The sequence below is a fragment of the Kitasatospora sp. NPDC059327 genome (assembly GCF_042752535.1).
Lineage (GTDB): Bacteria > Actinomycetota > Actinomycetes > Streptomycetales > Streptomycetaceae > Kitasatospora.
Map to the genome: position 1 here is coordinate 1 of NZ_JBHYYB010000118.1, position 25,319 is coordinate 25,319.

The following is a 25,319-nucleotide window of genomic DNA, read 5'->3' on the forward strand; positions in this document are numbered from 1 at the left end:
CTCGACCGGCGTCAGGACGCCGGTCGAGCGTCGGCACCTTAGGGGGAGGGAGTGTCGAACGGTGGTCCGGGCCCGCCGGTACACCGAACCGTGACCTCACGTGTACGCGACGAGGCCTCCCGGGGGCGCGGTTCGGGCAAAAGCACAAAATCCGGCGTCACCCCTGGACGGAGCGCGAGCGGAGCGGATAGAAAGCGCGCAACGGCAATCCGTACACCCACGGCCGCCGCCTCCGGGGTCGCTTCCCGCGCCTCGTCCGCGCATCCGCGTCCGGCCACCGATGCCCGCGCCGATGCCTCGCCCCCCGTAGCCCACCGCCACGTCGAAGGCGCCGGGCGCGACCGGGCCATCCGGTACACCGACAGTTGAGGTGCCCCATGCCCCTGACCCCCGCGGAACTCCGCGCCCGCACGTTCAGCACCGTCCGCCTCCGCGAGAGCTACGACGAGGGCGAGGTCGACGAGTTCCTCGATCTCGCCGAAGCCGAACTCACCCGCCTGCTGCGGGAGAACGAGAACCTGCGGGCGATGATCGCCGCGGCCGTCCTGCGCGCCGCACCCGCCGTGCCGGGCATCGGCGCGCCCGCCCCGGCGTTCCGGCCCCCGGGTGGCACTGCCGCTCCCGCCCCGGCGGTCCGGCCCCCGAGCACCACCGACCGGGCCGCCCACCTCCTCGAAACCGCCCAGCGGATCGCCGACCAGGCCGTCGCGGGCGCCCATGCCGAGGCCCGGAGCGCCATCACCTCGGCCCGCATCCGTGCCGAGGCCGTCGAAGGGGCCGCGCGAGCCCGCGCCGACGCCCTCGAACGCGACACCCGGGCCTTCATCCAGGAGGTCATCGGGGGCCTGGAGGCGACCCGGGCCGCCCTGGAGGCCGCGATCCAGGGGCTGCGATCCGTCGAACGCGAGCAGCACAGCCGCCTGCGGAGCTACCTGGAGCAGCAGGTGCGCCGACTGGGGACGCCGACCGGTGACGGCTCGCCCGCGGTGCGGCCCGGACCCGCGCGGGCGCTCCCGCAGCCCTTCCACCCCCGGCCCCCGGGCGAGCCCCCGCCCGGAACGGCCGGCCCGGCGGTGATGGCCCTGCCGCGGTCCGCGAGTGCGCCCATCCCGGGCCTGCTCCTCAAGCGGGTCGCCGCCACCGTCCACCGCGCCGCCGCGCACTCCCACCCGGCCCGCTGAGCCGTCGGGCGACGCCCGCCGCGTCCTCCCGCGCGTGAGCCGTGGAGTCGGCACCGGGGCAGCCGTGGTCCCGGTTTCGGCCCCCCCGGCCCGGTCGGGTCGGGTCCTGGAGGGGTGATGTCGCCACCGGAACGCCGGTGGCGGTCGTTCGGGCGCCTGCTTCCCCGGGGGAAGCAGGCGCCCTTGCGGGTAACCGGCCGGTGTCGTCTACGGTGTGGCCACGACCTCAAGGGAACTGACGATCCGTCGGACGCGGCCCGGTGCTCCCGTGCTCCCGTGCCCGTCGTGATCCCGGCGGCGGTGCGACGCGGAGACCGGGTCCGGCTGTCGCGCCTGCGGGCTGATCGTCGGGGGTGGCCCGGCCGTCCCCGGGATGCCTGCGGGGGATGCGGAGCGCTCCGTCACGGCGTGGCGTTCCCCGGCCGGCCGGGTCGGGCCGTCGTCCGACGCGCCGGGCGGCGTCGCCCGCAGCTGCGCGGCGGCTTCGGCACGTCCACCCAGAGGTGTGCGCAAGACAGTCATCGACACATCGCGAGAGTAAGGAATGTCATGAACCTGATATTCGTGCGGGCTCGACTCGGGAGATTACGCGTGGTGGTCGCCTCCCTGGCGACCAGCCTCCTCGCCCTCGGCGTCGCTCTCGGCCCGCTGGCGACCACCGACGCCCACGCCCTGGACCTCAAGGGGCCGCCGTGCCCGGCCGGTGGCACGGGCGCCAACTGCTTCGCGCTCGCCTTCCCGGGAGGCGAGACGATCGCGCTGAACCCGTACGCCCGCTTCACCGAACAGCTGGCCATGCAGGGCAAGCAGCAGGGCACGACCTGGCAGCTGCGGCTCGACCAGACCGACGGCTCGTTCGGGATCGTCAACAGGGCCTTCGGCAAGTGCCTGGAAGTTCGCGGCGCCGCGGTCGAGGAGTGGAACATCGTCCAGGCCGCCGACTGCCAGGTGACGCCGACCCAGAAGTGGTACTTCCACCCCAGCGGCACCGGCTTCATGATCCGGAGCGCGAGTTCCGGCAGGTGCCTGGAACCCTGGAAGGGGTCGCTGCTCCGGCCCGGCTACCCGGTCGGTGCCATGGCCTGCACGGCGGCCGCGACCCAGCGGTGGACGCTCCCCGGCTGGACCGCGGCTCCCACGCCGAGGGACCTCGCCGTCACGTACGCGGCCAAGACGTGCGAGGCGACGCCGACCGCCTGCTCCTGGGACATGAAGTCGGAGGCGCCCGCCGCCCCGGTGCCCGCCGAGTGCGTGTCGCTGCCCTGGTACAACAACAGCCCCGGACCGGCGACCCACACCTTCGGCCTGGCCAAGACGACCGGCTGGTCCAACGAACTGACCAGCCAGTTCGAGACGGCGTTCGAGAGCGGATCGGCCCCCTCGCTGATCGCCAAGGTGACCGTCAAGCTCACGGTGTCCTACAAGACCGTGTGGTCCCGCTCCGAGACCGTGAACAACCAGATGACGTACACGATCCCGGCGGGACAGTACGGCTGGATCACGCTCAACAAGATCGCCCGCAAGGTGACCGGGCTCTGGACCTTCTCCGCCGGTGAGTTCCCGTGGACGGCGTACGACACCGTCTCGGTGCCGATCGCCCACGACTCCAGTGGGCGCTCCACGACGTACGGCATCAACGCCGGGCCCCAGCCCCCGGCCTGCAGGTCGTAGCCGACGGCGGCGCACGGGCCCGGGCCGCCGAAGGCCTTCGGGGCATCGCACCGCGATCCCCGACGACAGGCCTTCGGCGGCACGTCGGGCCCGTGCGCCCCGCCCCGCCCCGCTCCCTCCGCCCTCCACCTCCCGACGATCGGAACTCCCATGACCTCATCGCCCGCCCGAACCGGCCCGGCCCGCCGTCGTTCCCGCTTCGCGGCCGCCGGCGTCGGCGCGCTGCTCGCCCTCTGCGCCGTCACCACCTCGGCGGCGGCCCAGACACCGCCGGCGACCCCCAAGAGCCTCTACCCCTGCGACTGGCCGAAGGGTCAGGCCGACTGCGCGGTCTTCGAGGTGGGGGGTCACCAGAAGCGGATGCTCACCCTTCGCGACGACATGCGGTTCGCCTATCAGCAGGTCTTCACGACCGTGGAGACCGATCGGACGATCAACTACGCGAAGCCCGCGAACTTCTGGCGCCTGGCCGTCAACCGGTCGGCGGGGACCTTCCAGATCGTCAGCCGGACGACCGGGCAGTGCGTCGACTCCCGCCAGTACCAGGGCGACGGCTCCTACCACCGGGTCCTCGCAGCGGCCTGCGACAGCAAGGCGAAGTCGCAGCAGTGGTACGGCAAGGCGTCCACCGACGCGTCGTTCACGATCCGCAACGCCGAGTCCGGCAAGTGCCTCTCCGGCTACGACCCCACCAAGGAGCCCCTGGCGGTGAGGGCGACCGACTGCTGGGGGAACGGCGCCCCGGAGCAGCGGTGGTCCACCAACGTCGGGGACGAACTCCGGTCGCTCTACCGCACCTACGAGTCCAGGCTGTAGCGGACGAGCCGCCCGACTGACGGGGCGGTGGATCACCGGGCCGTACCCGCCGACCGGCGGGTACGGCCCGGGGTCGTGTGGGCGCGGCGCGAGTTGGGGTACTCGGGCTCCTCCAAACCCCTTGCCCTCATTTCGTATATCAGATAACTTCAGGCCACTCCGAGGCCCGTAGGACGGGCCCTCCGTGCGCCCGACGCTCCTCGCGGGGAGCGCGTCCGTGTCGTGGAGGTGCCGTCAGGGCGCCCGCAGGCCACCCGCCCCGCCCCCACTCGGAGCCGAGATCCACCTCCACCCGCACCCCCACCCGCACGGAGGCAGAACATGACCAGACCCGAGCCGCACGGCATCAGCCGTCGCTCCATCCTGCGCGGAGCGGCCGTCGCCGGCGCCGGCGTAGCCGTCTCTCCGCTGCTCAACCTCTCCACCGCCGCGGCCGCCACCACCGGCAGCTACACCATCCGCTTCGACCAGGCGCGCAAGCAGACCATCCTCGGCCTCGGCTTCGAGATCCAGTCCGACTCGATCGGCTCCGGCAACAACGGTCTGCCCACCACCGTCTCCGGAGTGCCCTACGACCTGACGCCGGCCGAACGGACCCGCTTCTACCGGCAGTTGGTGATGGGCGACCGCACCGATCGGGGCTTCCGCTACTGCCGGCTCGCCCTCGGCCTCTACCACCGCGGCCTCGACCCCACGGGCAAGCACATCATCGACCGCTACCCCGGCCAGACCGCCCTGCTAGCCGACATGATCAGCAACGGTCGCATGGAGGGCGTGGCGGCCGAGTACTGGTCACCCGCCCCCGGCTGGAAGAGCAACGGCTCCTACATCGGTGGCACGCTCGCGTCCGTCGAGCCGGCCTTCCTCGACCAGCTGGGCGACGCCATGGTCGGAGATCTCGACTACCTCTCCGCACGCGGCGTGCCCATCTCCATGTGGGGCCTGCAGAACGAACCGGACGCCTCGAACACGTACTCCACGTGCCAGTACACGCCCGAGGGGTACCTGAAGACGTTCAAGGCCGTCGCGCCCAAGGTCAAGGCCCGCTACCCCGGAGCGATGATCCACGCCGACAGCCGGGACGGCTGGGAGAGCGCGTGGGGCAAGGCCGTCGCCGCCGACCCCGTCGCCCTGTCCTACGTCGACGCCTGGAGCTTCCACCGCATCGGCTCGCCGAGCAACGAACAGATACCGAGCATCAAGCCGATCGGGAGGGACTACACCGCGGGAGCGCTCGGAAGGCCCGTCTTCAACAACGAGTTCGAGTACCTCGACAACAAGACCAGTGACGACCGGACGATCAACACCGCCCAGTCGATCATGAACTGGATGACCTTCCAGAACTCGCCCACCTGGTTCTGGCTGCACGCCCTCAAGCCCACCACCAACGCCGAATCACCGGGTTACTCCCTCGGCTTCTGGCGACCCCCGAGCGACACCGACTTCAGCCCCGGCCACTTCCCCGACCTCCCGGTCGGCCACTGGACGTGGAACCCCCAGAACTGGAACGCCATCGCCGGCTTCGTGAAGTACTTGCCCTGGAACTCCGTGCGCTACCACGTCGACGAGTCCGCGCTGCTCGGTGACCAGCGGATCATGGCGTGGAAGACCCCGGAGGGTAAGCCGGTCTTCGCCATCACCAACCGCTCCGCCACCCAGTCGTTCACCTACACCGTGAACACCCAGACGACCGGCACCTTCCAGGGTCACCGCTACGGCCCGGCCACCAACAACCAGGACATCCCCGTGCTCACCGGACCCACCCTCACCATCACCGTCCCACCGCGGTCGATCGAGTTCTGGGTCCGCACCCCCTGACCGGCCGCACCCGACCGAACGGAGGTGGGCGAACGCCACCGCGCCGGGTCGGCGGGCCCCGGCCCGGTGGCGCAGCTCGCCCGGGCACGCCCTACTCGGCGACGGTCACCACGCGCAGGGCGGGTGAGGCGAGGATGTCGCTCTCGCAGAAGCGTGAGGTGACCCACCGCCGGGTGGAGAACAGCGCGGTCTGGTCCGCCGAGTGCGGGGAGCGTGGGTCGGACGACTGCCCGTAGGCCAGCAGGGTCCTGGCGACCGGGCAGGCGGTGCCGTCCCAGCCGACCGCCTGGAGGTAGGCGGCACCGGATTCGATCTCGGTGTACCCGCCGCCCGCCGGGTCCCACCGGGCGTCGATGACGTTCCAAACGCCGAGTTCCGCCGATCCTCCGGGGATCGGGACGCGGTCGCCGTGGCGGACGACGAACTGGGAGTCGCCCCAGCGGGAAGCCGGCGGGATCCCGGCGTCGCGCAGTTCGGCGACGGCCCCCTCCAGGGCCCGGGGGACGGCCGGGGACGCGGTGTTCAGCGTGTGCGGGGTGCGGAGGGGGTCGGCGGGGGAGAAGGGCACCTCCCAGAGCTCCTCCGGTGCGGTGCCGGCGACGAGTCGGCGCCAGAAGCGGTCGAAGAGCAGCGCGCCGCGGCTGTCGGTGTTCAGGGTCCGGTCCCACCGGGCCAGGACGTGGCAGGCCGCGGCGGTGGCCCCGGGCTCTGTCGCCTCCCGGTCGGGCGCTCCCGGGTGCGCTGCCGCGCACAGCCTCGCCAGGCCGTCGGCGGAGAGGTCACCGGCCAAGGAGCGGTCGGCGAACTGGTGGCGCTGCAGGTCCTCGACCGTCAGGTGCCCCCGGTCGGCCAGCGCGGCGACGTCCTGGAGCGCCTGGCGGGTGCGGAGCGAGGGCGGGGCACCCGTGGTGCCGAAGACGCGCGGGTACCCGGAGAGCGGATGGTCGGCGTTGGTGAGCCAGGCGCTGTCGTTGGAGTTCTCGACATAGGGCGCGTCCTGGAGGGTGGGCAGCGCGGCGGGGCCGAAGACGCCCGGTTGGAGCGCGTCCGGGTCCGTGCCGAGGGCGCAGTCCGAGCGTGCGCCGTCCAGGACGGCGAGCCCCGAGGAGGGGTAGCTGGTGGCTCCCAGCGGGGTCGAGCAGCGCCGCGCGACGTCGTCGGTGACGCGCGGCAGGACCTGCGCCTGGGTGAACAGGGTGTGCCCGCGCGCGTCGGCCGCGACGGTGTTGGCCCAGGGGATGCCCTGGGTGCGGTGCAGCGCGGCGCGGACGCCGTCGGCACTGTGGGCCCTCGCCAGTGCCAGTGCCGTGTCGGTGCCGCGGAGGTTGACGGCGTTGGGGTCGTTGACGGCGTAGGCGGTGCGGCGGGTCCAGGGCAGTGGACCGGTGGTGTCCAGCGTGGTGAGGACGGGCCCGTAGCGGGTCGACCACTGGGTGCGGGTGACGGGCGCGCGGTCCTTCACCGGGACGGTGACGGTGCGCCCGGTCATCCGCTCGGGCTTGCCGTCCACCAGGTAGGTGGTGGGGTCGGCGGGGTCCAGCGTCAGTTGGTAGAGGTTCATCGGGACGCCGGTGGCGACGGTGTGGCTCCAGGCGATGTCGGCGGTGTGACCGATGGAGGCCGTCGGGGAGCCGAGCAGCGAGCCGCCCATCACGTTCAGTTCGCCGGGGATGGTCTGCTGCGACTGCCAGAAGCGCTGCGGGCCGTGCCAGGGGAAGTGCGGATTGCCGAGGAGCAGCCCGTGGCCGTCCTGCGTCGTCGAGCCGTGGAAGGCCACGGCGTTGGAGCCGGGGTGCGGCCGTCCGTCGGTGCGGGGATGAGCCCCGCGCGGGCCGGGTCCGGGGCCGACGGTTCGCGCGGCGCCGCGGTCGGGGCCGGACGGCGGTGGCTCGGCGGCGGTGATGCCGTCGATCGCGCGGCCCTGGCCGAGGAGGACGCCCGCCGCGTACTCCAGCGCCGAGACGTCCACCGGGGTCACCGGTCCCACCCAGCCGGCGTCCGCGCAGGCCGGGTCGGTGATCCGGTGGCGGCGCAGCCAGGCGTTGTACCCGGCGGCCCAGCCGCGGCCCAGTTCCGTCGCGGCCCGGCTGGGACCGACGGGTGCGGGGGTCGCCCGCAGCCGCTCGACGGTCCCGGCATCGCGCACGCCGCGGAAGTAGAGGTCGCTCGCGAGGTTGCTGCCGGCGAAGGAACCCTGCGGATCGGGGACGGCGTCCGGGCCGAGCCAGCGCGAGCGTTCACCGCGCACGGTGAGGAACGCGTCGGCGAGGACGCACACCTGGTCCTGCGCCTGCGCCCAGCCGGTGCCGAACCCGAGCCCGGCGTAGTCGTCGGCCACGATGTGCGGGATGCCGTACTCGGTGTAGCGGATCACCGCCGACAGCCCCCTCCCGCCGGGGCCCGCCGGAGTGCCGGCGGCGGGCGCGGCGCAGAGCGCGGTGAGGAGCGCGCAGACGACGCCCGCGGCGAAGCGGCGGCCGGCGCCCCGGGACCGGAGACCCTTCGATGACATGCTGCTCAACACGGCTCCCGTCGGATGAGAACGTGGTTCGGGTGTGCGCCCGGCCTGCTCCCCGCCCACGTCACGTACCGCACGCCGGGTCCGGGGGCAGCGTGCCCTCCAGGAGGTGGGTACGGACGGCCCGTCGGGCGCGGTCGTTCGGGTGGCCGAGGTGGATCGTGCGGGTTCGGTCGGGGACGGTCGCGCGTCTCGATCCGTGCGGGGCCCGCTGTCTGCGGAGCCCCGACCTGTGGGTGGCCCGGCCGACCGACCGGTGGTGGAACCGGTCGAGATCGTGTCCCTCGGCCGCCGGGGCGATCGGTTGCCCCGGCGGCCGGGGCGGCAGACGCGATCGACAGGGCGAACGCGCCGCGTGCGATGGCTTTGCTCATGGTGCGCAAACGTACGGGCCCTGTGGGGGAGTGAGTACGACCGCTGGGACGTGTCGCCGGTCCGGTCGGCCGGGCCACTCCGAACGGCGCAGGGCGGTGCCGGCGGACGTTCTGACGCACCGTCTCGTTCGGGCCGACCTCCGGTCGGTCCGAACGGCGGGACGAGGCAGGGCACCGCCGGGGGCGGGAGGTTCCGAGCCGGAGGAGGGCCCGGCCCCGGCCCCGGGGGGGCACCGCGGCCGCCGGAGCGCTTCCATCAAGGCCCCGACCCGATCCGGCGGGCAACGGCCGGGCCGTGGTCCGTCCGTGCGCGCGTTGAACGGACGTGCCCGATCGACCCCGAAGGAGCTGCCCGGCCCCACCTCCTCGCCCCGAGGCCGACCCCGGCGGGAGGAACGAGAGCTGACAGGTGCCCCGCCCCGCGGGCCCGGGCGGGTCACCTCCTGCGGCCGGCCCAGATGACGGCGCCGGCCAGGATGGCGGCCGCGAGGGTCCGGCCCTGACCGGTCGCGGCACCGCCCCGACCGGCCGCACCCTCACCGATGCGCAGGGCGAGGTCGTTGTCGGCGAGGGTGCGCAGGATGTCACGGCCCTGCTGGAGGCCGCCGGGGGCGGCGATCATCATTTCCAGCGCCGTGCGGGCGGCCTGTTGCTCGGAGAGGGTCTCCTCCGCGAGACCGAACATGATGGCGCGCAGGTTCTCCGCGAACGCGTCGGTGATGGAGAGTTCCGGGCACAGGTGGCGGATTGATCCTTCGAGGTTGCCGAAGGACTTGCCGAGCAGCGCGATGGCGGGACTGCACTGGATGCCGCGCCGGACGGCGAAGGCCAGGACGGCGGTGAGGGTGACGCCGAAGTCGAGGTCCTCCAGCGACGCGGAGGTGACCTTCGGGACGAGGGTGCTGATGTCGGACCGGAAGCCCGCCAGATCGGCCCAGGGGGTGGGGCGTCCCATCTCGGCCCAGGCCCGGGCGAGTCCCGCGCCGTCGTTGGCGGCCAGGTTGAGCAGTGCCAGGACGAGGTTCCTACTGACGTTGGACTCGATGCGCCCGACCATGCCCCAGTCGATCAGGTGGGCCGGGTGACCGGGGGCGACGAAGACGTTGCCGGGGTGCGGATCGGCGTGGAAGGAGCGGTCCAGGAAGAACCCTCGGAACATGAACGCCATCAGGTCCCGCCCGATGCCGGCCCGTTCGTCCGCGGTGAACGCGGCGGGGTCGGCGTCGCGGATGGAGGTGCCGGGGGCCAGGGACTGGACGAGCACCCGCCTGGTCGGCGCGAGGACGACCCTGGAGACGGTGAGGTGCTCGAACTCCCGGGTCAGACGCCGGGCGTGACGCATGTGGGCGGCCTCCTTGCGGAAGTCGCTCTCACCCTCCATCGCGTCGAAGAGCACCCCGAGCATGGCCGGCAGGTCGATCACCGTGGTGAACCGGGGCGCGGCCCGCGCGACCAGGCGCGCGACCCGGCGCAGGACGGCCATGTCCTGCGCCATGATCTGCTCGACCCCGGGGCGCTGGATCTTCACCGCGACGGGCGTGCCGTCCGCCAGGTCGGCGCGGTAGACCTGGGCCAGCGACGCGGCTCCCAGCACGGTGTCCGTGTCGATCCCGCGGAACAGGCGCGGCCAGCGGGCCCCGAACTCCCGAGCCAGGACCGGCTCGAACACCCGGAAGGGCGCCGGGGTGACCTGGTCGTGGAGCTGCGCCAACTCGGCGACCATCGCGGGGGGCAGGAAGTCTGGCCGGGTGGAGAGCATCTGCCCGACCTTGATGTACAGCGGTCCCAGCGACTGCAAGGCCTCCCGCACCGCCCGTGCGCGTTCCCGCTCCCGCCCGTCGCCCTCGCCGTCGTCCGCTCCCGGCCCGCTCCGCCGGCGTCGCAGCTCGTCGACGAGCAGCCGCCCCAGGACGCCGGACACGTACCGCCCACGGTCGGACATACCGCCTCCTGGGACCGGGCGGTCGTCTGCCGCCACCGGGAATGTCGTGCCGGGCCGGGGACGTGCCGTACCGGCACGGCTCCTGGGGCGCGGGCGGCCTTCGAACCGCTCAGCCCGGCGGCCCCTCCTCGGGGCCGCCACCGGCCGACGGGCCCTCGCGCACGGCGGCGGCCAGCAGTCCGCCGATCACGCCCGGCCCGCCGGTCACCCACTCGGTGCCAAGGGCGACCCCGAGTACCTGGGCGAGGACCTGGTAGGTGCGATCCTGACCGCTCACGCCGTCGCGCGCCCGGAAGCGGCGCCCGCGGCGAATGTCGTCGGCCAGCTCCTTCAGGGACACTCGCCGGCAGGTGAGCGCGTCCACCAGCAGCCCGCCCTCGGACCGCACGAGGACCCGCTCCGCGGCGGAGCTCCCCGGCGGGCCGGCGCCGACGGCGCCGACGGCGCCGACCCGTCCGCTCCGGGGCACCGGTTCACCCACCACTCGGACCGGCGGCGGACCGGCGGGCGACCTGTCCGGCCTCCTCGACGGGACGTGCGGGCGCGTCCTCGTCCGGGTCGTCCCTCAGCAGATCGACGGCCTTGCCCCGCAGCCGGTGCTCCAGGTCCGTCGCACGGTCGAGGAGTTCGTCGACGGCCTCCTTCGTGTCGTCCGCGATTCTGCGCAGGAACCTGATGACGATCCTGAACTCCGACCGGGAGTCACTCATGACGGGTCGCTCCTTCCAGCGGGATTCGAGCGGTGCGAACGGGTGCCCGCGGCCGCACCGCTCCCCTCCCGCGGACGGGGAGCCGGCTGCGCGAAGCCCGTCCTCCGAGTGGACGGCAGGACGGACCTCGCGGCAACCGCGCACGCGGGGCGCTCGGAGACCGGGGCGGCACCGGGCGCCGACGCTGACGAGAGCGTGCGCCGTCCTCGAACCCGCCGGGCCCGCCGCCGTCCCGGGAGGCCGCGTCATCGGGCGGACCCGGGCGGCTCCGCGCTCGTCGACCACCGCCTCGACGACCGCGGCGGCCCGCTTCCGGCAGCACCGCGCGCACGGGCTCATCGGCCTCGCGCGGGCGAGGCCGTCGACGGCGCGGGAACGGTCGCCCGGCCGGGCGGGGGCGTGAGGAGGTCGCCGTGGTACTGGCGGAGGAGGCGTTCGTGGTCGGGGCTGAAGTGCTCGCGCCAGCCGCCCACGGTGAGGTCGGCGCTCCCGGCGCCGGCATCGGGAGCGGGCGGAGCGGGCGGGGCGGGCAGGGCGGCGAGGGCCGCGGCCGGGTCCGGGTGGCCGGTGACGGTCAGCAGCCGGTTCAGGGCCCGGTCGCGGGCTTCGGCGGTGCCACCGTGGGCGGGACCGGCGAGTTCCTCATGCGTGAGCACGCAGACGGCGGGGTGGCGCAGCAGCCACTGGCAGCGGCGGGCTTCGCGCATGCCGGGGAATCCGGGGTCGGTCAGGGCGAGGGTGATCCTCTCGTCCATGGTGGGCAGGGCGCTGACGATGTCGCGGTAGACCAGGTGTTCCGGCATCGAACCGACCTGTCCGGCGGGTCGGGAGAGCATCCGGATCTGGGCGATGATCCGGTCGCGTACGTCGCGGTGGTGGTGGATGACCGGCGGTCGTCCGACGGCGTGCCAGGCGCGCAGGAACCCGGCGTCGGCCCGTTCCAGGTCCAGGCTGTTGACGTACCAGCAGCCGCGGCCCGGCAGCAGTCGGGGCAGTCCGGTGTCGGGGACCCGGGACAGGCGCTCCTCGACGGCGGGGTCGACCGGTGAGACGGTGGTGACCGGTTGGCCCAGCCTGGTCCACCAGACCCGCCACAGGGCGCTGACCGCGTGCTGGAAGGCGGCCTCCAGCTCCTCCCGGTGGTCGCGCTGCCGGCGCAGCAGGCGTCCGGCCTCGTCCTGGCCGTAGGCGGCCCGGAGCAGGGGGGAGACCTCGCCGGGGCCGGGCCGCCGCTCACCGGTGTCCTGGATCCCGCTCATCGTGCCGTAGGGCGTGTAGCCGAGCGCGGTGGTGATCCGGGCCAGCAACGGTGTGCCGCTGCCGCGCAGCGAGACGACGATCAGCTGGGGCACGACCATGGGAGAACTCCCGGAGGGGTGGAGGTGAGAGACGGCCTCCCCGGGTCGGGGCGGGGCCGTCGAAGGGGTACCGGGCCGGGGCGGTGGCGCGGGGTGCCGCTCAGGACGCGGAGCGCGGGGTGAGGAGGAGGTCCTCGTAGGTGTGGTGGCGGCGGGTGGTGACGCGCGCGTGCAACAGGGCGGCCGCGCGAGCGTGTTCGCCGGTGTCGACCAGGGCGCGGGCCAGCGTGTCCTGGACGATCTCGCGCTCCACCCGCACGCCGCCGATCCGTTCCACCCGTGCGCCCAGCCGGGTCAGGAGGTCGACGGCCGCGCGCGGCCGGCCCGCGGTCACGTGGGCCAGTGCCCGGACCACCGGGGCGAGTACCTCGCTGTAGTCGGGGCGCTCGTCGGCGGCCGCCCGGCGCGCCAGTGCTTCGAGGTCGTCGGTGGCCGCCTCGACCGCCAGCGCCAGCGCCAGGTTGAAGGTGTGGAAGACCTCCGCCGCCCCGCCCGGCCCGGCCAGCAGCTCCCGCACGTGGTCGAGGTCGCAGCGCCCGGCGGGTTCCTGGCCGGCCAGCAGCAGCCGCCAGTTCGTCGCCGAGCGCATCCCCACGTCCGCGCGGCCCAGGACCTCGTCCGCCCGCCGGCGCGCGTCCGCGAAGTCCCCGCAGGCCAGCGACTGCAGGGCGGCGTGCCAGTTCAGATGCTTGAACTGCATCGCCCGCGGATCGACGGCCAGCCACCGGTCGAGGAACGCGGTGGAGGCGGGGCCGGCTCCCCGCTCCTGTTCGGCGTGCGCGCGGGCGTGTGCGGCGAGTCCGGCGCGCGGATTCCGGGCCAGGGTCTGCCCGGCGAGGTCGAAGGCCTCCTCGGTCCGGCCCTGCTCCGCCCGGGTCCACGCCAGCCTGCCCAGCCAGGGCCAGCTGTCCGCGCCGGCCAGCGCGCACTGCCGCTCGACCAGCGCGTCGCCGTGCGCGCGGTAGTCGGCGTCCCCGCAGGCGTGGAAGGCGTCCAGGAGCAGCGAGGCCACCTCGTCGCCGGGCCACCGGGCGAAGTGCGTCACCAGGTGATCGGCCGTCAGCCGGAACTGCCGGTGGGTGTGGAGGAACACCCCGTACACCAGGCTCGCCGACCGCGCGTCGACCGCCTGCGCGTCCCGGTACGCGACCACCAGCTCCTCGCGCAGCGCCTCGTCGCTCAGGCCCCCGCCGGTCGCCAGCGCCAGCAGTGCCCGCGCCACGCCCTGCCGAGGGCACTGGGCCACCCGCTCCCGCAGCAGCGGTACCCCGTGCCCGCTCAGGGCCGCCAACTCCCGGACCGCCGGGTCCTCCAGTGAGACGCTGACCACGCCTGGACCGGCCATCACACCACCCGCCTCGCACACCACCGGGCCGACCGGATCAGACGCTGGGCATGATCACGGCGGTGCAGACGATCCCGCTGCTCCCGCAGTGGTTGCGGGGCAGGTCCAGCGGCAGGCCGAGCTGGTTGCCGCTCGCCGTGCCGCTCTCGGAGACCGTGCCTCCCGCGGCCTGCGTGCCGCCCTGGGTCGCACAGGAGTTGCCGAACACCGCGTTGCCCGCTCCGACGATGCTCGCGTGCGCGGTGCCGGCCGGGACCAGCGCCGCCCCCACGGCCGTTCCCATGGCCGTTCCCACCACCGCCATCCGCCTGCCCACGGTGCGCGCACCGCTGCCCGCGGTCTGGTGTCCGTCGCCCGTCACCCTGCTCATCGCACTCCTTCCGCGCACCGCCCCGGCGGATGCCGGCGCGCGTGCCGACCGCGCCCGGGCGGTCGCCCGGTGCCACGGGCTGGTCAACGACGGAAGTACCCTCCGGATACGGACGATCGGGACATCGCCTCCGATGCGGGGAGGAGCGGGGGAGCGCGCTGACCCCGCGTCCGCCGGCCGCACGCCCGCGCGCCCGCGGAGGATGCGTGAAAGGGCCCGCGCACGCCCCGCCCCGGCCGTGTTCGCCCGGGGTCCGTGACGGTCTCGACAGCGGGCCCGACGCGGCGGGGGCCGTGGCCTCTAGCGCGTTTCGTAGACGCGCTGGTGGTCGCGGAGCGCGGCGAGGCGAAACGGTCCGCCGGTCTGCGCCGGGGTGGGGTGGTCACCGCCGTCCGTCGGGAAGGACCACTCGTGCAGAGCGCGGTACCCGGCGTAGTCGAGCGGCCGGCGCCGTTCGACCGCCTCGCGGTGCGCGCCGGTGCGCAGGTGTTCCCGGTAGCCGGGGGAGACGGTGCCGGCGAAGAACTCGGCGACGCTGCCGGAGCCGTAGCTCAGGAAGCCGACGGGCCGCCCGGTCAGGTCGTCCACCTGGTCGAGCAGCGCGGCGAGGCCGAGGTAGAGCGAGGCGGTGTAGCTGTTGCCGACCACGGCGTTGTACGTCGTCGTCGGCCCGACGGCCCCGGCGATCTCGTCCCGGTCGGCGTCGCGCCCGACGACGTCGAGCAGGTGGCGGTGCGCCTTGTAGGCCATCCTCGTGAACGGCTGGTGGTAGCAGAAGGCGCCGAACTCGTCGAGCGCGCGGCCGCCCTGTTCGCGGTAGTCCGTCCACGCGCCCTCCACCGCCCGCAGGTAGGCGGTGACGGACTTCTTCCCGTCGACCAGCGCGGCGTCACGGTAGTTCGGCCGCCAGAAGTCCATGACGTCCGCGGTGTACAGGCCCGAGGGTTCCTCGATGCGCACCAGTGCCGGGTCCGAGCCGATCAGCATGGCCACGGCCGCCGCGCCCTGGGTCGCCTCACCCGGGCTGCCCAGCGCGTACTTGGAGGTGTCGGCGGCGATCACCAGGACCCGCTGCGCGGGGTCGCGGTGCACCAGGGCGGTGGCGAACTGCAGGGCCGCCGTCGCGCTGTAGCAGGCCTGCTTCAGTTCGACGACCCGGGCGGCCGACGGCAGCCCGAGCAGCGCGTGGACGTACACGCCGGCCGACTTCGCCTGGTCGATCGAGGACTCCGTCGCGAACAGGACGGTGCGGATCCGATCGGTGCCGTGCCGGGCGAGGACGGGCGCGGCGGCGGCCGCGCCCAGGGTGACGATGTCCTCGTCCAGGGCGGGCACGCTCATCGCCCGCTGGCCGATGCCGACGTGGTACTTGCCGATCTCGGCGCCGTTGTGAGCGGCGAGCGCCGTGTGGGGCAGGACGAACTCGGTCGTGGCGAACGACAGGTCGTGTATTCCCGGAGTGGGACCGCTGGGCATGACTACACCTCGTCCTTCGCCGTCGTGTGGTCGCGTTCGAGCCGGACGTGCGTCCGCATGAGCTCACCCGGATTGGTCTGTGCCGCGAGGAGCGAGAGTTCGCCGCACAGGACCGTGGCCGCCGCGATCACGGCGAGCCGGCGCGCGTTCTGCCCGGGTTCGCGCTCGGCCCGGCAGCCGAGGCGGTCCAGGTTGGTCTCCACGAAGTCGAGCCCCTTGCCGTTGCCCACCGTGCCGACGATCAGGTTCGGCAGCGTGCAGGAGAAGTAGAGGTCTCCGTCGCGGTCCTCGGCCATGGTGACGCCCTGGGACCCTTCGACGATGTTGGCGGCGTCCTGCCCCGTCGCCAGGTAGAACCCGAGCAGCATGTTCGCGAAGTGGGCGTTCGCCGAGCGGATGCCGCCGGCGAGCAGGGTGCCCAGCAGGTTCTTGCGGATGTTCAGTTCGACGACCCTGGCCGCCGACGTGTGCAGGACGCCGTCCACCACCTCCCGGGGCACCAGGAGTTCGGTGACCACGTTCTTGCCGCGGCCGAGGATGCCGTTGATCGCGGTCGCCTTCTTGTCCGTGCAGTAGTTCCCCGAGATCGATCCGTAGGAGATGCCCGGAACGGTCCGCAGCAGGTGCTTCAGGAGCACGTCGGACGCGAGCGTGGCCATGTTGTGCCCGGAGGCGTCGCCGGTGGCGAACTCGAACCGGATGAACAGCAGGTTGGCCGTGATCTCGTGCCGGATGCCGATCAGTTCGGCGAACCTGCTGCAGGTGCGCACCAGCGCGCGCAGCTCCTCGGCCCGCGCGTTGATGGTCCGGGCGGCGGTGAACGCGGTCTGCGCGTCGGTCGCCTCGACGAGGACGGAGCGGGTCATCCGCTCGTCGACGAGGGTCGCGGCGATGCCGCGTTCGGCCAGCATGGAGACCTTGGCGCCGCGGCCCACCGAGGGCCACAGCGGTGACTCGTAGGTGGCGATGGGGACGCGGGTCTCGGTGGTGGCGACGTTCCCCGAGATGCGCAGGGGCCCCACCCATCTCATCGGGATGCCTGCGGTGCTGAGTGTGTCGGTCATGGTGCGGTTCCCGTCGGATCGTCGGAGGCGCGCGCGGAGCGGGAGCGCCGGGCGAGTGCCCGGGTCCGGATGCCCCGGTCGGCGCAGAAGGAGCGGAGGTCGCCGTGGATCAGCAGGTCGCAGTGCGTCAGCTCGGCGGGGGTCCGGGCGCCGAGCACGGTCTGCAGCGCCGCCAGTTGGTCGAGCCAGGTGGAGATCTGGGTGATCAGCGCCGGCAGACCGTCGTCCGTCAGGGTCCGCAGGAAGCCGCCGGACACCCCGACCGCGCGGGCGCCGAGCGCCAGGGCACGGGCGACGTCCAGCGGATGGCGGACACCGCCGGAGGCGAGCACGGGGAGGTCGACGCCCTGCGCGTCCAGGAGACAGGCGGGGGTGGACAGTCCCCAGCCGGCGAGGAACGCGTGGTCCCCCCGGCCCCGTCGGTCGTTCTCGATCCGGGCGAAGTCCGTGCCGCCCCGGCCGCCGAGGTCCGCCGCCCGCACGCCCAGGTCCCGCAGCGCCAGGACGGTCTCCCGGCTCAGCCCGAACCCGACCTCCTTGACGATCACGGGAACGTCCACGGCCGACGCGATCTCCCCGATCCGCTGCGCCCAGGAGGAGAACGACCGGTCTCCTTCGGGCATCACCGTCTCCTGCACGCTGTTGAGGTGGATCTGCAGGGCGTCGGCCCGCAGCAGGTCGACGGCCCGTTGTGCCTGCTCGGGCGTGGTCGTCGCGTTGACGTTCGCCAGGACGAACCCCCGCGGGTTGTGGGTGCGCAGCACGCTGAACGTCTCCGCGCACGACGGGTCCTTGAGGTAGGCGCTCATCGAGCCGGAGGCGAGGGGTACCCCGGTCTCCCGGGCGGCGACGGCCAGCTCCCGGTTGACGGCGCCGGTCCTGGCGCTGCCGCCGGTCATCGCGTTGATGTACAGCGGTACCGGCCAGGAGATGCCGGCGAACGCGGTGGCCGCGGACACCTCCGGCCGGTCGATGCCGGCCAGCGCGTGGTGGAGGAACGACACCTCGTCGAACTGGTTGTGTCCGCTGTGCTCGCGCCGTTGTTCGACGGCGAGCCGGACGTGGTCGTCCTTGCGTTGACCGATCACTGCTCGTTCCTTTCCATGGCGGGACGGATCGGGAGGGGCCGCACCCCGGCGGCGGCCCATCGTCGGCGCAGGGCGGCGATGTCCGGTGCCGCCCGGGCGTCCAGCAGGGCGATGCCGCAGTCGCCACCGCCCGCGCCCGAGGGCTTGGCCGCGCCGCCGACGGCCTCGGCCGCGTCGCACAGCGCGGTCAGCCCGGCCGTGAAGACGCCCAGGCCGACCTCGTTGTCGAGACGGGCCAGCGCCTGCCGGGCCCGCCGGATCTGGCCCAGCAGGCCCTGCTGGTCCCCGCTCTCCAGCGCGGCGATCGAGGCGCGCACGCAGGCGGCGCTGGTCTCCACGAACCTCCGGTGGGCCGCGCCGCCGCGCCAGGACCGCCGCCCGTCCGGGCCGGCCACGAGGGTGGCGGTGGAGGCCGGTGCGCCGGTCCAGCCGACCTCCAGGCGCAGGCCGGCGGGCGGCGGCAGCCTGCGCACCTCGAAGCCCGGCCAGGGCGCGCGCAGCGCGTGCTCCACGCCCCGCCGCCGGGCCAGTTCGAGCACGGCGGCCCGGTCGGGTGCCTGGTAGGCGATCCAGCCGCCCCAGGTGCTGGCGGCGAGATCACCGCCGGAGGCTTGGACGTCGAGGCCGGCGGTCGCCAGCATGGCCAGGCGGAAGCGGGTGCCCAGCGGCAGCTCCAGGCGGCAGAAGGAGGTCACGGCCGCGACGGTGGCCACCGTCACCGCGCCGCTCGAACCCAGGCCGAACTTGGTGCCGTTGTCGTGCAGCCGGCTGCTGACCGCGACCTCCAGCGGGGGGAGCCGAAGGCCGCGTTCGGCCTGCATCCGGCCGACCATCTCGATCACCGACACCACGTGCGACAGGCCGGAGGCGGCCCGCCGTTCGTCGGGGTCGCCGCACACGTCGAGCCGGCCGTCGTGCCACCGCCACCGCACCCGCCGCGCGCCCAGGTCGGAGGAGATCACGACGTCGCTGTCCCGGCAGGCGGTGACGGTGACGGTGACGTGCCGGTCCACGGCCACCAGGATCGCCGGGGTGGCGGGCTCCAGCACCGCGTACTCGCCCGCGACGAACAGCTTGCCCGGCGCCCGCCGGACCACCGGCGGCCGACGGGGTCTCATCGGTCCTCGCCCATTAGGCGGGCGCCCGGTCCCGGCCCGGCGACGTGGACGGGTGCTCCCGCCGCGGCCTCGCGTACGACCGCGGCCACCCGCTCGGCGTCGGCGCGACGGCAGAGCACCTTGACGTTCGGCCCGGCGTCCATGGTCGCGTACGCCGCCGTACCCTCGCGCCGCAGCCGCAGCACGCTGTCGAGGACGGTGAACGTGGCCGGTGACAGGTAGCGCACGGCGGGGCGCGCGGCCAGCATGGTCGCGTGCATGCCGAACGCGTTCCGCTCCGCTATCTCGCCCACCGCGTCGAGGTCGCCCCGGGACAGCGCGGCGCGCATGTCGAGGAGATCGGCCCTGCTGGACGCGGCCCACGACCGGTACAGCGGCGAGGTGTCGACGGTGCGGCGCATCGCCTCGCGGCTGGACACGTCCTTGCGGCCCGCGTCGAGGATCGCCACGACCAGCGCGGGGTCGACTCCTTCCGCGGGCACCCGCTCCGCGTACGAGCCCCGGTCAGCGTCCTCGGAGGTGCCGGCGTGCCAGAGCGCGAAGCCGCCGAAGACCGAGCGCGACGCCGACCCGGAGCCGCGCCGGGCCAGGCGCGACAGCGCGGTGGCGTCGAGGTCGAGCCCGTACGCCGCGGCGGCGGCCAGGGCGAGGGCGGCGAACCCGCTCGCCGACGATGCCAGGCCCGCCCCGGTGGGGACGGTGTTCTCGCTGTCCACCACCGCGCGTTGGCGCAGCCCCGCCCTGGCGCGCACCACCGCGAGGAACGCGGTGACGCGGCGCAGGGCCTCGCCCCGGGCGGGCGCGCCGTCGAGCGTGACCGTGTCGTCCGACGCTCCGGGGGCCAGGCGCACCCGCGTGGTCGTCGGGAAGATGTCCAGGGTCATCGACAGGCTGTCGGTCCAGGGAAGGACGAGCTGTTCGTCGCGCTTGCCCCAGTACTTGATCAGCGCGATGTTGGGATGCGCGACGGCGACGGCGCTCCCCGCGGCACCCCGAGCCCGGGGCGGGATCACCGTGCTCCGGTGGTCAGGACACATGGTCGCCCGAGCCCCTCAGCGGTACGGCCCAGGTGTGGACGGCGCCGGACTCGTTCAGCCGCCGGATGACCTGTCGCGCGTGCTCGGGCCGGGTGAGGGCGATCACGCAACCGCCCAGGCCGCCTCCGGTGAGCTTGGCCCCGAGGCTGCCGGCCGTGAGCGCGGCCCCGACCATCGCGTCGATCCTCCTGGTGCTGAGGCCCGTCGAGCTCAGCAGTTCGTGGTACTCGGTGAGCCTCGCCCCGAACCGCTCCGCCGCGCCGGCGGCGAGGGCGAGCCCGGCCTCGTCGGTGAGGCGCGACGCACGGTCCACGAAGCCCTGCCGGGTGCCGGCGCGGCGCCGGAACACCTCGCCGAGCAGCTCCACCGCGTCCTTGGTCCCGCCCATGACGCCGCTGTCCGCGATGACCAACAGGCCGTCGCAGCCGACGCTCAGTTCCTGGACCCGGCCGTCCTGGAAGCGCAGCGGGGCGGCGGCGCCCACGGCTCGCGCGTCAACTCCGCTGGAGCGTCCGTGCGTTGCCGTCTCGGCGGTCTGCACCAGGTCGAACGCCTCGCTCTCCGTGAGCTCACGGCCGAAGAGGTCGGCCAGGGCGAGGACCACCGCGCGGGCGTACGCCGCGCTGGAGCCGAGCCCCCGACCGGGTGGGATCGAGCCGTCGATGACCACGTCGAGGCCCGGGCCGCGGCCAACGCCGGCGGTCGCCTTGTACGCCGCTGCCAGTCGGCGCAGGCCGTCGCGGGCTGGCGGGACCACCGGCGAGGGGGCGGATCCGGTCGCCGTGAAGGACACGTCGTTCAGATCGTCGCAGGCCCGGGAGGCCCACCCGGCGCTCGCCGTGACCAGCAGTTGGGGCACCGGGAGCGCGAGCGCCGGAGCGCCGTACACCACCGCGTGTTCCCCCAGCAGGATGACCTTGGCGTGTGCCCGGCCGGTGCCGACCGAGCGGGTGGGGTGAATTCCTGACGATCTCTCCGCCGAGGTCGGTGCGTTCAACGCTCTCAGCTTCCTCTCTGTCTTGTGGAGCGGCACGGTGATGTCGGCCGTGCCGACGGGAACGAAGCCGGCCACGGGGCCGGACCCGAGGGTGCCGACCGGCCGGCCGCGGCTCTCGGACCGGTGGCTGCCGGAGGGGACCCGCGTGAGGCCTGTCGGTGCCCTGCCGGCGATCAGGTCGCGGACGTGCTCCGACGGCCGGCGGCGACGTCACCCGGACGAAGCGACGGCTCAGGAGATCCGCTCGGTGGCCGTGACGGCCGGCTGTCGCGGCGGCGTCGCGACGGCGGGCGGGTACGACACGTTCTTCGGGGCGGCGAGGGCCCGGTCACGGCGCAGGGCGCGGTCGCATCCGCTTCCCGCCGCTCGACAGGTGGTCGTTCAGTGCCGCGGACATGTCCGTGGACAGCCCGTGCGCGGTGGCGGCTTCCCGCCTGGCATCGAGAAGGGACTTCAGTACGGAATCACTACGCATACGGATCACGGCGAGGTCGGATAAGTCCATGCCGTTCGAGACGGTCTTCATGACGTCCTTCATGGTGGTCCGGATTCCAGTGCGCTGACTGGACATCATCGGCTTCGCCGTCGACGGCTCCCTCGACGGCGAAGCCGATGGAGGGTCGGACGGAGGGGGTGACACGAACGCTGTTTCCGTTTCCGTCCGATCGGCCGGCGGCGTGCGCGACCCGATCGCAACCGCGGAGGGCGGTGGTCGGGGCGCTGCCGGTTGGGCGTCGGTCCGGGGGCTCTGCGGTGTCACCCGCTCTCAGTTGACCGTCTTCGGTAGCAGGGCGGAAGTCGCACGGAAGGCCCCGGCCGTGAACGCGTTGAACGCTCGTGGGGGTCCGCCGCCTGTCCGGGGGTGGCCAGGAGTTCGTGGCGGTCGCCCGGGTGAGGACCTGCGCGGCGAGGGCCGGCGGGGGGCGTCCGGGGCGCGGGCACCGGGAGCCACGTCGCCCCCTCCGGTGGTCCGGAGTCCGTGGGTGCCGCCGTCGACCCGGGCCGGCCGAAAGGGCATCATTCGGGATAAAACGCCCAGGTGGGAGGGGTGTTGAGTGTTGAGTGCCTTCCCGGTAGGGGTGATCGGGTGCAGGATGTGGGGGGAATGCATGGGTTGGTGTACAAATGGTTTGTGAACGACCCTCCCGCGTTCGGTCTCTCGACGCCTGTCCATCCGGCCGTGTCCCTGTGGTGCCGCGCGGCTGATGGCCAGGAGCCCCGCCCGGACGCGGTGACCGGTGCCGAGCGGGCCGCGGTGGCCGGCGTGCCCCCTCGGGACGACGACCGGGAAGGGCCGTCAGGGCGCGTGCGCCCGGCTGACGGCCCGGGCGGCGTCGAGGATGTGTGCGGCGCGGGGGTGGCGGGCGTAGGGGCGCAGGCCTGCCTGGAGGCGGGTCAGTGCGTGATCGGCACGAGTCGAGCGCAGCAGGGGGTAGTGCTGGAGGAAGGCGCTCCAGGCGGCGCCGGCCGCGTCGAGGTGGCCCATGCGGAGCAGGGTTTCCGCCCGTCGTGCTTGCGTGAGGGCGGTCAACCTGTGGTCGTGGGACTGGCGGTGGCGGGCGGAGCTCTCGAAGGCCAGCAGGGCCTGGGGAAGCTCGTTGAGTGCGAGGAGGATCTCGCCGCGCTGGTAGTGGAAGCCGGCGCGGGGGTAGGTGGCGAAGGGCCCCTGGCCCTCGGGGCTGGGGGTGTGGTGGCGCTCGGCGTCGACCAGGTCGCTCAGGGCCTCGCGGCGGCGGCGGCCGTGGGCGTGGGTCAGGGAGCGCTGGGTGAGCAGGAAGGCGCGGGTGGCGCCCGCGACGTGCGGGGCGGTGCGGACCGCGGCTTCGGCGAGGTCGCCGGCGTCCTTGGGGTGCCCGCGTTCCAGGGCCTGGAGGCTGAGGGCGCGCAGGGTGATGGCGCACGTGCGGCGGTCGTGGGCCCGGTGGGCGAGGTCGAGGGCGGTTAACAGGTAGCGCTGGGCCAGCGCGTGGCGGCCGGTGTCGGCGGTCATGTTGGCGAGCAGGTGGGTGAGTTGGGCGGTGTGGGTGAGGAGGTCGCGACGCAGCTCCTCGTCTTGGGGCCGGGACAGCAGGAGGGCCGCGTCCTCGCCGAGGTACGCGGCGAGGGCGGACCGGGCGTGGCCGCCACCGTGGTGGTCCATCTGCCGGGCGAAGATGGCGATCATCTCCCGCAGGTTCCGCACGCCGGTGTTCCCCGGCTGCGCGGTGTCGGAGGCCTGGGCGGTGTGGAAGACGGGCGGGGTCGGCCAGGTGGGGGGCGGCACGGCCACCGGGACGTAGGGCAGGCGGGTCAGGGCGGAGCGGGTGGCGGGAAGGACGTCGGCACGGGTCAGGGCGATCAGGCTGGTGAGGGGATCGTCTCCCGGGCTCGGCCCCGCCGGGGGCGAGGCCGGACCGGACCCGACCGCGTCCTGGGCCAGCCCGGTGTCCTCGGGCAGCACCGGGCGCTGCAGTCGGCGCGCGAGCACGGTGGCGGCCAGCTGGGGAACGGGTGGGCGCGGCCGGGAGCCGCTCAGCCAGTGGGCGACCGAGGTGCGGTCGTAGCGCAGCTCCAGGCTCTGCGCCTTCCCCTCCGAGTTGATGGAGCGGGCCAGTTGGCCGGCGGTCCAGTTGGCCTCCAGCAGCATTTCCTTCAACTGCTGGTTCGGGGTGCTGCGTGCCATGGCCTCTCCAGGAGAACAGGGGCCGCCGGTGGCAGGCGACGCCTGAACGGGCGGCCATGGGCGAGTGCGGAGTTGTGCCGCATCAGACACCTGAAGCGGACGCCCGGCAAGAAGTCCGCGGCAGGTGGTCCGTGAACGCGTTGAAGGGCCGATCCACCGGCGGTGGTCGGGATGATGCCCACGCGGGTCGGGCTCCGGCCGGTCGTGGGTCCGGCCCGGTGGGCTCCGGCGGCACCGCTGTCGCGGACGAAGGCGCCGGGGGACCGGGGCTCGGCGACGGCGCGCCCGGTGAGCCCGAGGACCACCCGGGGGGCGGTCGCGCGCCCGAACTCCTCGATCGGGCACCGGGCGTGGCGTGGGCGGTCGGCCTCCTCGCGGACGTCGGCCGCGCCTTCCGCCGCGTCGCGGAGCCCGTCGGGCACGGTGGGGCGGTCGACCGCGACGGTGGCACGGGGGCGCTCCGCGCGCGGCCCGGCAGGCCGTCCGGCCGAGGGCGGCGCTGTCCCGGGCCGTGGCCCGTTCGCCGCCCGGGCGGCCCGGTCGCGGAGCTGCCCGACCTCGGCGGTCATCGCGGGTGGGGCGCGTCCGCGGTCGGTGGGGAGCGTCCGCCCGAGCCCGGTGCGGAACGGGTCCCGGTGACGGCGGCGCCTCCCGCACCGGTCGCGCCCGGGTTCGGCCCCTGCCCCGCCGTCCGCGTACGGGTACGACGATCCGGTTCCGTCGCACGGCGCCTGGCGTCCGTGCCGTGTCGCAGTCGGGACCTAGCTGTCAAGGAGTCGCTTCTCCTGCCGGAGTGGAAGCGTGCGTGACGGCCCCTCCAGGCGCGGTGGTTCCCCCCGTTCCGTCGACGACGACCCGTTGGCGCCGGGCGTTCGCTCCCTTCGAGTTCACACCGGCCGGGGCTCCCCGGCAACCGCGCGCGGGGGGCGCTCGGAGTGGCGGAAGGGGCCGCGCGCCGATCTCCGACGCGTGCGCGCGCCGTGCGCGAACCGTCCGGCGGCGTCCGGGTGTTCGACGCGGTGCCGGCCGCTTCGGTGACGCCGAGAGGTGAGGGGAATCCGCCCGACGGCCGCCGGGCGGGCCCGGCCGTGGTCAGCCCAGCAGGTCCAGCTGGCGGTGGACCGCCGCGGTGGTATCAGTGGAGGAGGGCACGATGGCAGAGCGCGAGGTGGTCATCCGGTCGCTGGGTCGGCCCGGTGACCTGGGGTGGGTCGCCATGCGGCACGGTGAGCTCTACGCACGCGAGTACGGCTGGCACCTCGGCTTCGAGGAGCTCGTCGTCCGGATCGTCGCCGACTACGCCGACGGGCGGGAGACCGGCCCGAAGGCCGCGTGGATCGCCGAGGTCGACGGCGTCCGGGCGGGCTGCGTCTTCTGCGTGCCCGCGGACGACCGCACCGCCCAACTGCGGCTGCTGCTCGTCGATCCGGCGGCGCGCGGCCTGGGCCTCGGCGGGCGCCTGGTCGAGGAGTGCCTGCGGTTCGCGAAGGCGGCGGGCTACGAGGCGATCACCCTGTGGACCAACGACGTGCTCGTCTCGGCCCGGCGCATCTACCGGGCCCACGGCTTCGAACTCGTCGGCGAGGAGCCGCACGACTCGTTCGGGCCGCGCCTCCTCGGCCAGACCTGGCAGCGCCCCTTGTAGCCGCCGAGTGGCGGACGGTCGGTGGGCCGGGGCCTGGATGCCGGGCCCCCCCACCGGCGGGTGGCCGGGGAGCGGGGGGTGTATGCGGCCGCCGGGGGGGGCCGGGTGTGCAAGCGGGGGGGTAAAAAC

General features: G+C 74.1%; 20 protein-coding genes. 5 read left to right on the forward strand and 15 right to left on the reverse strand.

Going from position 1 to position 25,319, the window contains the following annotated elements; all coding sequences use genetic code 11:
* Positions 1–377: 377 nt before the first annotated feature.
* The 4 genes from ACFXHB_RS38780 to ACFXHB_RS38795 all read left to right on the forward strand — a co-directional run bounded on the left by ACFXHB_RS38780 (position 378) and on the right by ACFXHB_RS38795 (position 5,486).
* Positions 378–1,181 (forward strand): DivIVA domain-containing protein, encoded by an 804-nt coding sequence (locus tag ACFXHB_RS38780; protein WP_380580807.1) that lies wholly within the window; start codon positions 378–380, stop codon positions 1,179–1,181.
* Between the two features lie 549 nt (positions 1,182–1,730).
* Positions 1,731–2,852 carry an RICIN domain-containing protein gene (locus ACFXHB_RS38785; protein ID WP_380580809.1) on the forward strand — a complete coding sequence of 374 codons (1,122 nt, stop codon included), beginning with the start codon at positions 1,731–1,733 and terminating at the stop codon, positions 2,850–2,852.
* A 150-nt stretch (positions 2,853–3,002) separates the two neighbouring features.
* Positions 3,003–3,668, forward strand: a complete 666-nt coding sequence (locus ACFXHB_RS38790; protein ID WP_380580811.1) for an RICIN domain-containing protein — start codon at positions 3,003–3,005, stop codon at positions 3,666–3,668.
* Positions 3,669–3,989: 321 nt separating this feature from the next.
* Positions 3,990–5,486 (forward strand): hypothetical protein, encoded by a 1,497-nt coding sequence (locus tag ACFXHB_RS38795; RefSeq protein ID WP_380580813.1) that lies wholly within the window; start codon positions 3,990–3,992, stop codon positions 5,484–5,486.
* A gap of 91 nt (positions 5,487–5,577) precedes the next feature.
* Here the strand turns inward: ACFXHB_RS38795 and ACFXHB_RS38800 are convergent, their stop codons facing one another.
* The 15 genes from ACFXHB_RS38800 to ACFXHB_RS38870 all read right to left on the reverse strand — a co-directional run bounded on the left by ACFXHB_RS38800 (position 5,578) and on the right by ACFXHB_RS38870 (position 23,545).
* A complete protein-coding gene (locus tag ACFXHB_RS38800; RefSeq protein ID WP_380580815.1) occupies positions 5,578–7,998 on the reverse strand; it encodes a penicillin acylase family protein in 2,421 nt (806 codons plus the stop codon).
* An 816-nt stretch (positions 7,999–8,814) separates the two neighbouring features.
* Complete coding sequence (locus ACFXHB_RS38805; protein WP_380580817.1) at positions 8,815–10,320, reverse strand: ABC1 kinase family protein; 1,506 nt, start codon at positions 10,318–10,320, stop codon at positions 8,815–8,817.
* Between the two features lie 109 nt (positions 10,321–10,429).
* Entirely contained in the window at positions 10,430–10,789 is a 360-nt protein-coding gene (locus ACFXHB_RS38810; RefSeq protein WP_380580819.1) for a hypothetical protein, read from the reverse strand.
* 4 nt (positions 10,790–10,793) lie between these two features.
* Entirely contained in the window at positions 10,794–11,030 is a 237-nt protein-coding gene (locus ACFXHB_RS38815) for a hypothetical protein (RefSeq protein ID WP_380580821.1), read from the reverse strand.
* Positions 11,031–11,365: 335 nt separating this feature from the next.
* Positions 11,366–12,388, reverse strand: a complete 1,023-nt coding sequence (locus ACFXHB_RS38820) for a hypothetical protein (RefSeq protein WP_380580823.1) — start codon at positions 12,386–12,388, stop codon at positions 11,366–11,368.
* Positions 12,389–12,488: 100 nt separating this feature from the next.
* The gene (locus tag ACFXHB_RS38825) at positions 12,489–13,733 is read right to left on the reverse strand and encodes a hypothetical protein (protein WP_380580825.1); all 1,245 of its coding nucleotides are present in this window, start codon (positions 13,731–13,733) and stop codon (positions 12,489–12,491) included.
* A 37-nt stretch (positions 13,734–13,770) separates the two neighbouring features.
* The gene (locus tag ACFXHB_RS38830; protein ID WP_380580827.1) at positions 13,771–14,103 is read right to left on the reverse strand and encodes a chaplin family protein; all 333 of its coding nucleotides are present in this window, start codon (positions 14,101–14,103) and stop codon (positions 13,771–13,773) included.
* Positions 14,104–14,403: 300 nt separating this feature from the next.
* The gene (locus ACFXHB_RS38835) at positions 14,404–15,579 is read right to left on the reverse strand and encodes a hydroxymethylglutaryl-CoA synthase (RefSeq protein ID WP_380580829.1); all 1,176 of its coding nucleotides are present in this window, start codon (positions 15,577–15,579) and stop codon (positions 14,404–14,406) included.
* Between the two features lie 2 nt (positions 15,580–15,581).
* Complete coding sequence (locus ACFXHB_RS38840; protein WP_380580831.1) at positions 15,582–16,643, reverse strand: hydroxymethylglutaryl-CoA reductase; 1,062 nt, start codon at positions 16,641–16,643, stop codon at positions 15,582–15,584.
* Positions 16,640–17,731, reverse strand: coding sequence for a type 2 isopentenyl-diphosphate Delta-isomerase (gene fni, locus ACFXHB_RS38845; protein ID WP_380580833.1), 1,092 nt, complete (start codon positions 17,729–17,731; stop codon positions 16,640–16,642). The genes ACFXHB_RS38840 and fni overlap by 4 nt, the downstream gene beginning before the upstream one ends.
* Positions 17,728–18,849, reverse strand: a complete 1,122-nt coding sequence (locus tag ACFXHB_RS38850) for a phosphomevalonate kinase (protein ID WP_380580835.1) — start codon at positions 18,847–18,849, stop codon at positions 17,728–17,730. The genes fni and ACFXHB_RS38850 overlap by 4 nt, the downstream gene beginning before the upstream one ends.
* A complete protein-coding gene (mvaD, locus tag ACFXHB_RS38855) occupies positions 18,846–19,886 on the reverse strand; it encodes a diphosphomevalonate decarboxylase (RefSeq protein ID WP_380580837.1) in 1,041 nt (346 codons plus the stop codon). The genes ACFXHB_RS38850 and mvaD overlap by 4 nt, the downstream gene beginning before the upstream one ends.
* Positions 19,876–20,883: a mevalonate kinase gene (gene mvk / locus ACFXHB_RS38860; RefSeq protein WP_380580839.1), complete on the reverse strand. Its 1,008-nt coding sequence runs from the start codon at positions 20,881–20,883 to the stop codon at positions 19,876–19,878. The genes mvaD and mvk overlap by 11 nt, the downstream gene beginning before the upstream one ends.
* A 328-nt stretch (positions 20,884–21,211) precedes the next feature.
* Complete coding sequence (locus tag ACFXHB_RS38865) at positions 21,212–21,421, reverse strand: hypothetical protein (RefSeq protein ID WP_380580841.1); 210 nt, start codon at positions 21,419–21,421, stop codon at positions 21,212–21,214.
* Between the two features lie 759 nt (positions 21,422–22,180).
* Positions 22,181–23,545, reverse strand: a complete 1,365-nt coding sequence (locus ACFXHB_RS38870; RefSeq protein WP_380580843.1) for a tol-pal system YbgF family protein — start codon at positions 23,543–23,545, stop codon at positions 22,181–22,183.
* Between the two features lie 1,153 nt (positions 23,546–24,698).
* Here ACFXHB_RS38870 and ACFXHB_RS38875 point away from each other — a divergent pair.
* On the forward strand, positions 24,699–25,190 hold the full coding sequence (locus ACFXHB_RS38875; RefSeq protein WP_380580845.1) for a GNAT family N-acetyltransferase: 492 nt from the start codon (positions 24,699–24,701) through the stop codon (positions 25,188–25,190).
* Positions 25,191–25,319 lie beyond the last annotated feature (129 nt).

What these genes read in the sequence shown, in the direction of transcription:
- ACFXHB_RS38780 (WP_380580807.1), top strand. Translation starts at nt 378, where the DNA reads ATGCCCCTGACCCCCGCGGAACTCCGCGCCCGCACGTTCAGCACCGTC.
- ACFXHB_RS38785 (WP_380580809.1), top strand. Translation starts at nt 1,731, where the DNA reads ATGAACCTGATATTCGTGCGGGCTCGACTCGGGAGATTACGCGTGGTG.
- ACFXHB_RS38790 (WP_380580811.1), top strand. Translation starts at nt 3,003, where the DNA reads ATGACCTCATCGCCCGCCCGAACCGGCCCGGCCCGCCGTCGTTCCCGC.
- ACFXHB_RS38795 (WP_380580813.1), top strand. Translation starts at nt 3,990, where the DNA reads ATGACCAGACCCGAGCCGCACGGCATCAGCCGTCGCTCCATCCTGCGC.
- ACFXHB_RS38800 (WP_380580815.1), bottom strand. Translation starts at nt 7,998, where the DNA reads ATGTCATCGAAGGGTCTCCGGTCCCGGGGCGCCGGCCGCCGCTTCGCC.
- ACFXHB_RS38805 (WP_380580817.1), bottom strand. Translation starts at nt 10,320, where the DNA reads ATGTCCGACCGTGGGCGGTACGTGTCCGGCGTCCTGGGGCGGCTGCTC.
- ACFXHB_RS38815 (WP_380580821.1), bottom strand. Translation starts at nt 11,030, where the DNA reads ATGAGTGACTCCCGGTCGGAGTTCAGGATCGTCATCAGGTTCCTGCGC.
- ACFXHB_RS38820 (WP_380580823.1), bottom strand. Translation starts at nt 12,388, where the DNA reads ATGGTCGTGCCCCAGCTGATCGTCGTCTCGCTGCGCGGCAGCGGCACA.
- ACFXHB_RS38825 (WP_380580825.1), bottom strand. Translation starts at nt 13,733, where the DNA reads ATGGCCGGTCCAGGCGTGGTCAGCGTCTCACTGGAGGACCCGGCGGTC.
- ACFXHB_RS38830 (WP_380580827.1), bottom strand. Translation starts at nt 14,103, where the DNA reads ATGAGCAGGGTGACGGGCGACGGACACCAGACCGCGGGCAGCGGTGCG.
- ACFXHB_RS38835 (WP_380580829.1), bottom strand. Translation starts at nt 15,579, where the DNA reads ATGCCCAGCGGTCCCACTCCGGGAATACACGACCTGTCGTTCGCCACG.
- ACFXHB_RS38840 (WP_380580831.1), bottom strand. Translation starts at nt 16,643, where the DNA reads ATGACCGACACACTCAGCACCGCAGGCATCCCGATGAGATGGGTGGGG.
- ACFXHB_RS38850 (WP_380580835.1), bottom strand. Translation starts at nt 18,849, where the DNA reads ATGAGACCCCGTCGGCCGCCGGTGGTCCGGCGGGCGCCGGGCAAGCTG.
- mvaD (WP_380580837.1), bottom strand. Translation starts at nt 19,886, where the DNA reads ATGTGTCCTGACCACCGGAGCACGGTGATCCCGCCCCGGGCTCGGGGT.
- ACFXHB_RS38865 (WP_380580841.1), bottom strand. Translation starts at nt 21,421, where the DNA reads ATGAAGGACGTCATGAAGACCGTCTCGAACGGCATGGACTTATCCGAC.
- ACFXHB_RS38870 (WP_380580843.1), bottom strand. Translation starts at nt 23,545, where the DNA reads ATGGCACGCAGCACCCCGAACCAGCAGTTGAAGGAAATGCTGCTGGAG.
- ACFXHB_RS38875 (WP_380580845.1), top strand. Translation starts at nt 24,699, where the DNA reads ATGGCAGAGCGCGAGGTGGTCATCCGGTCGCTGGGTCGGCCCGGTGAC.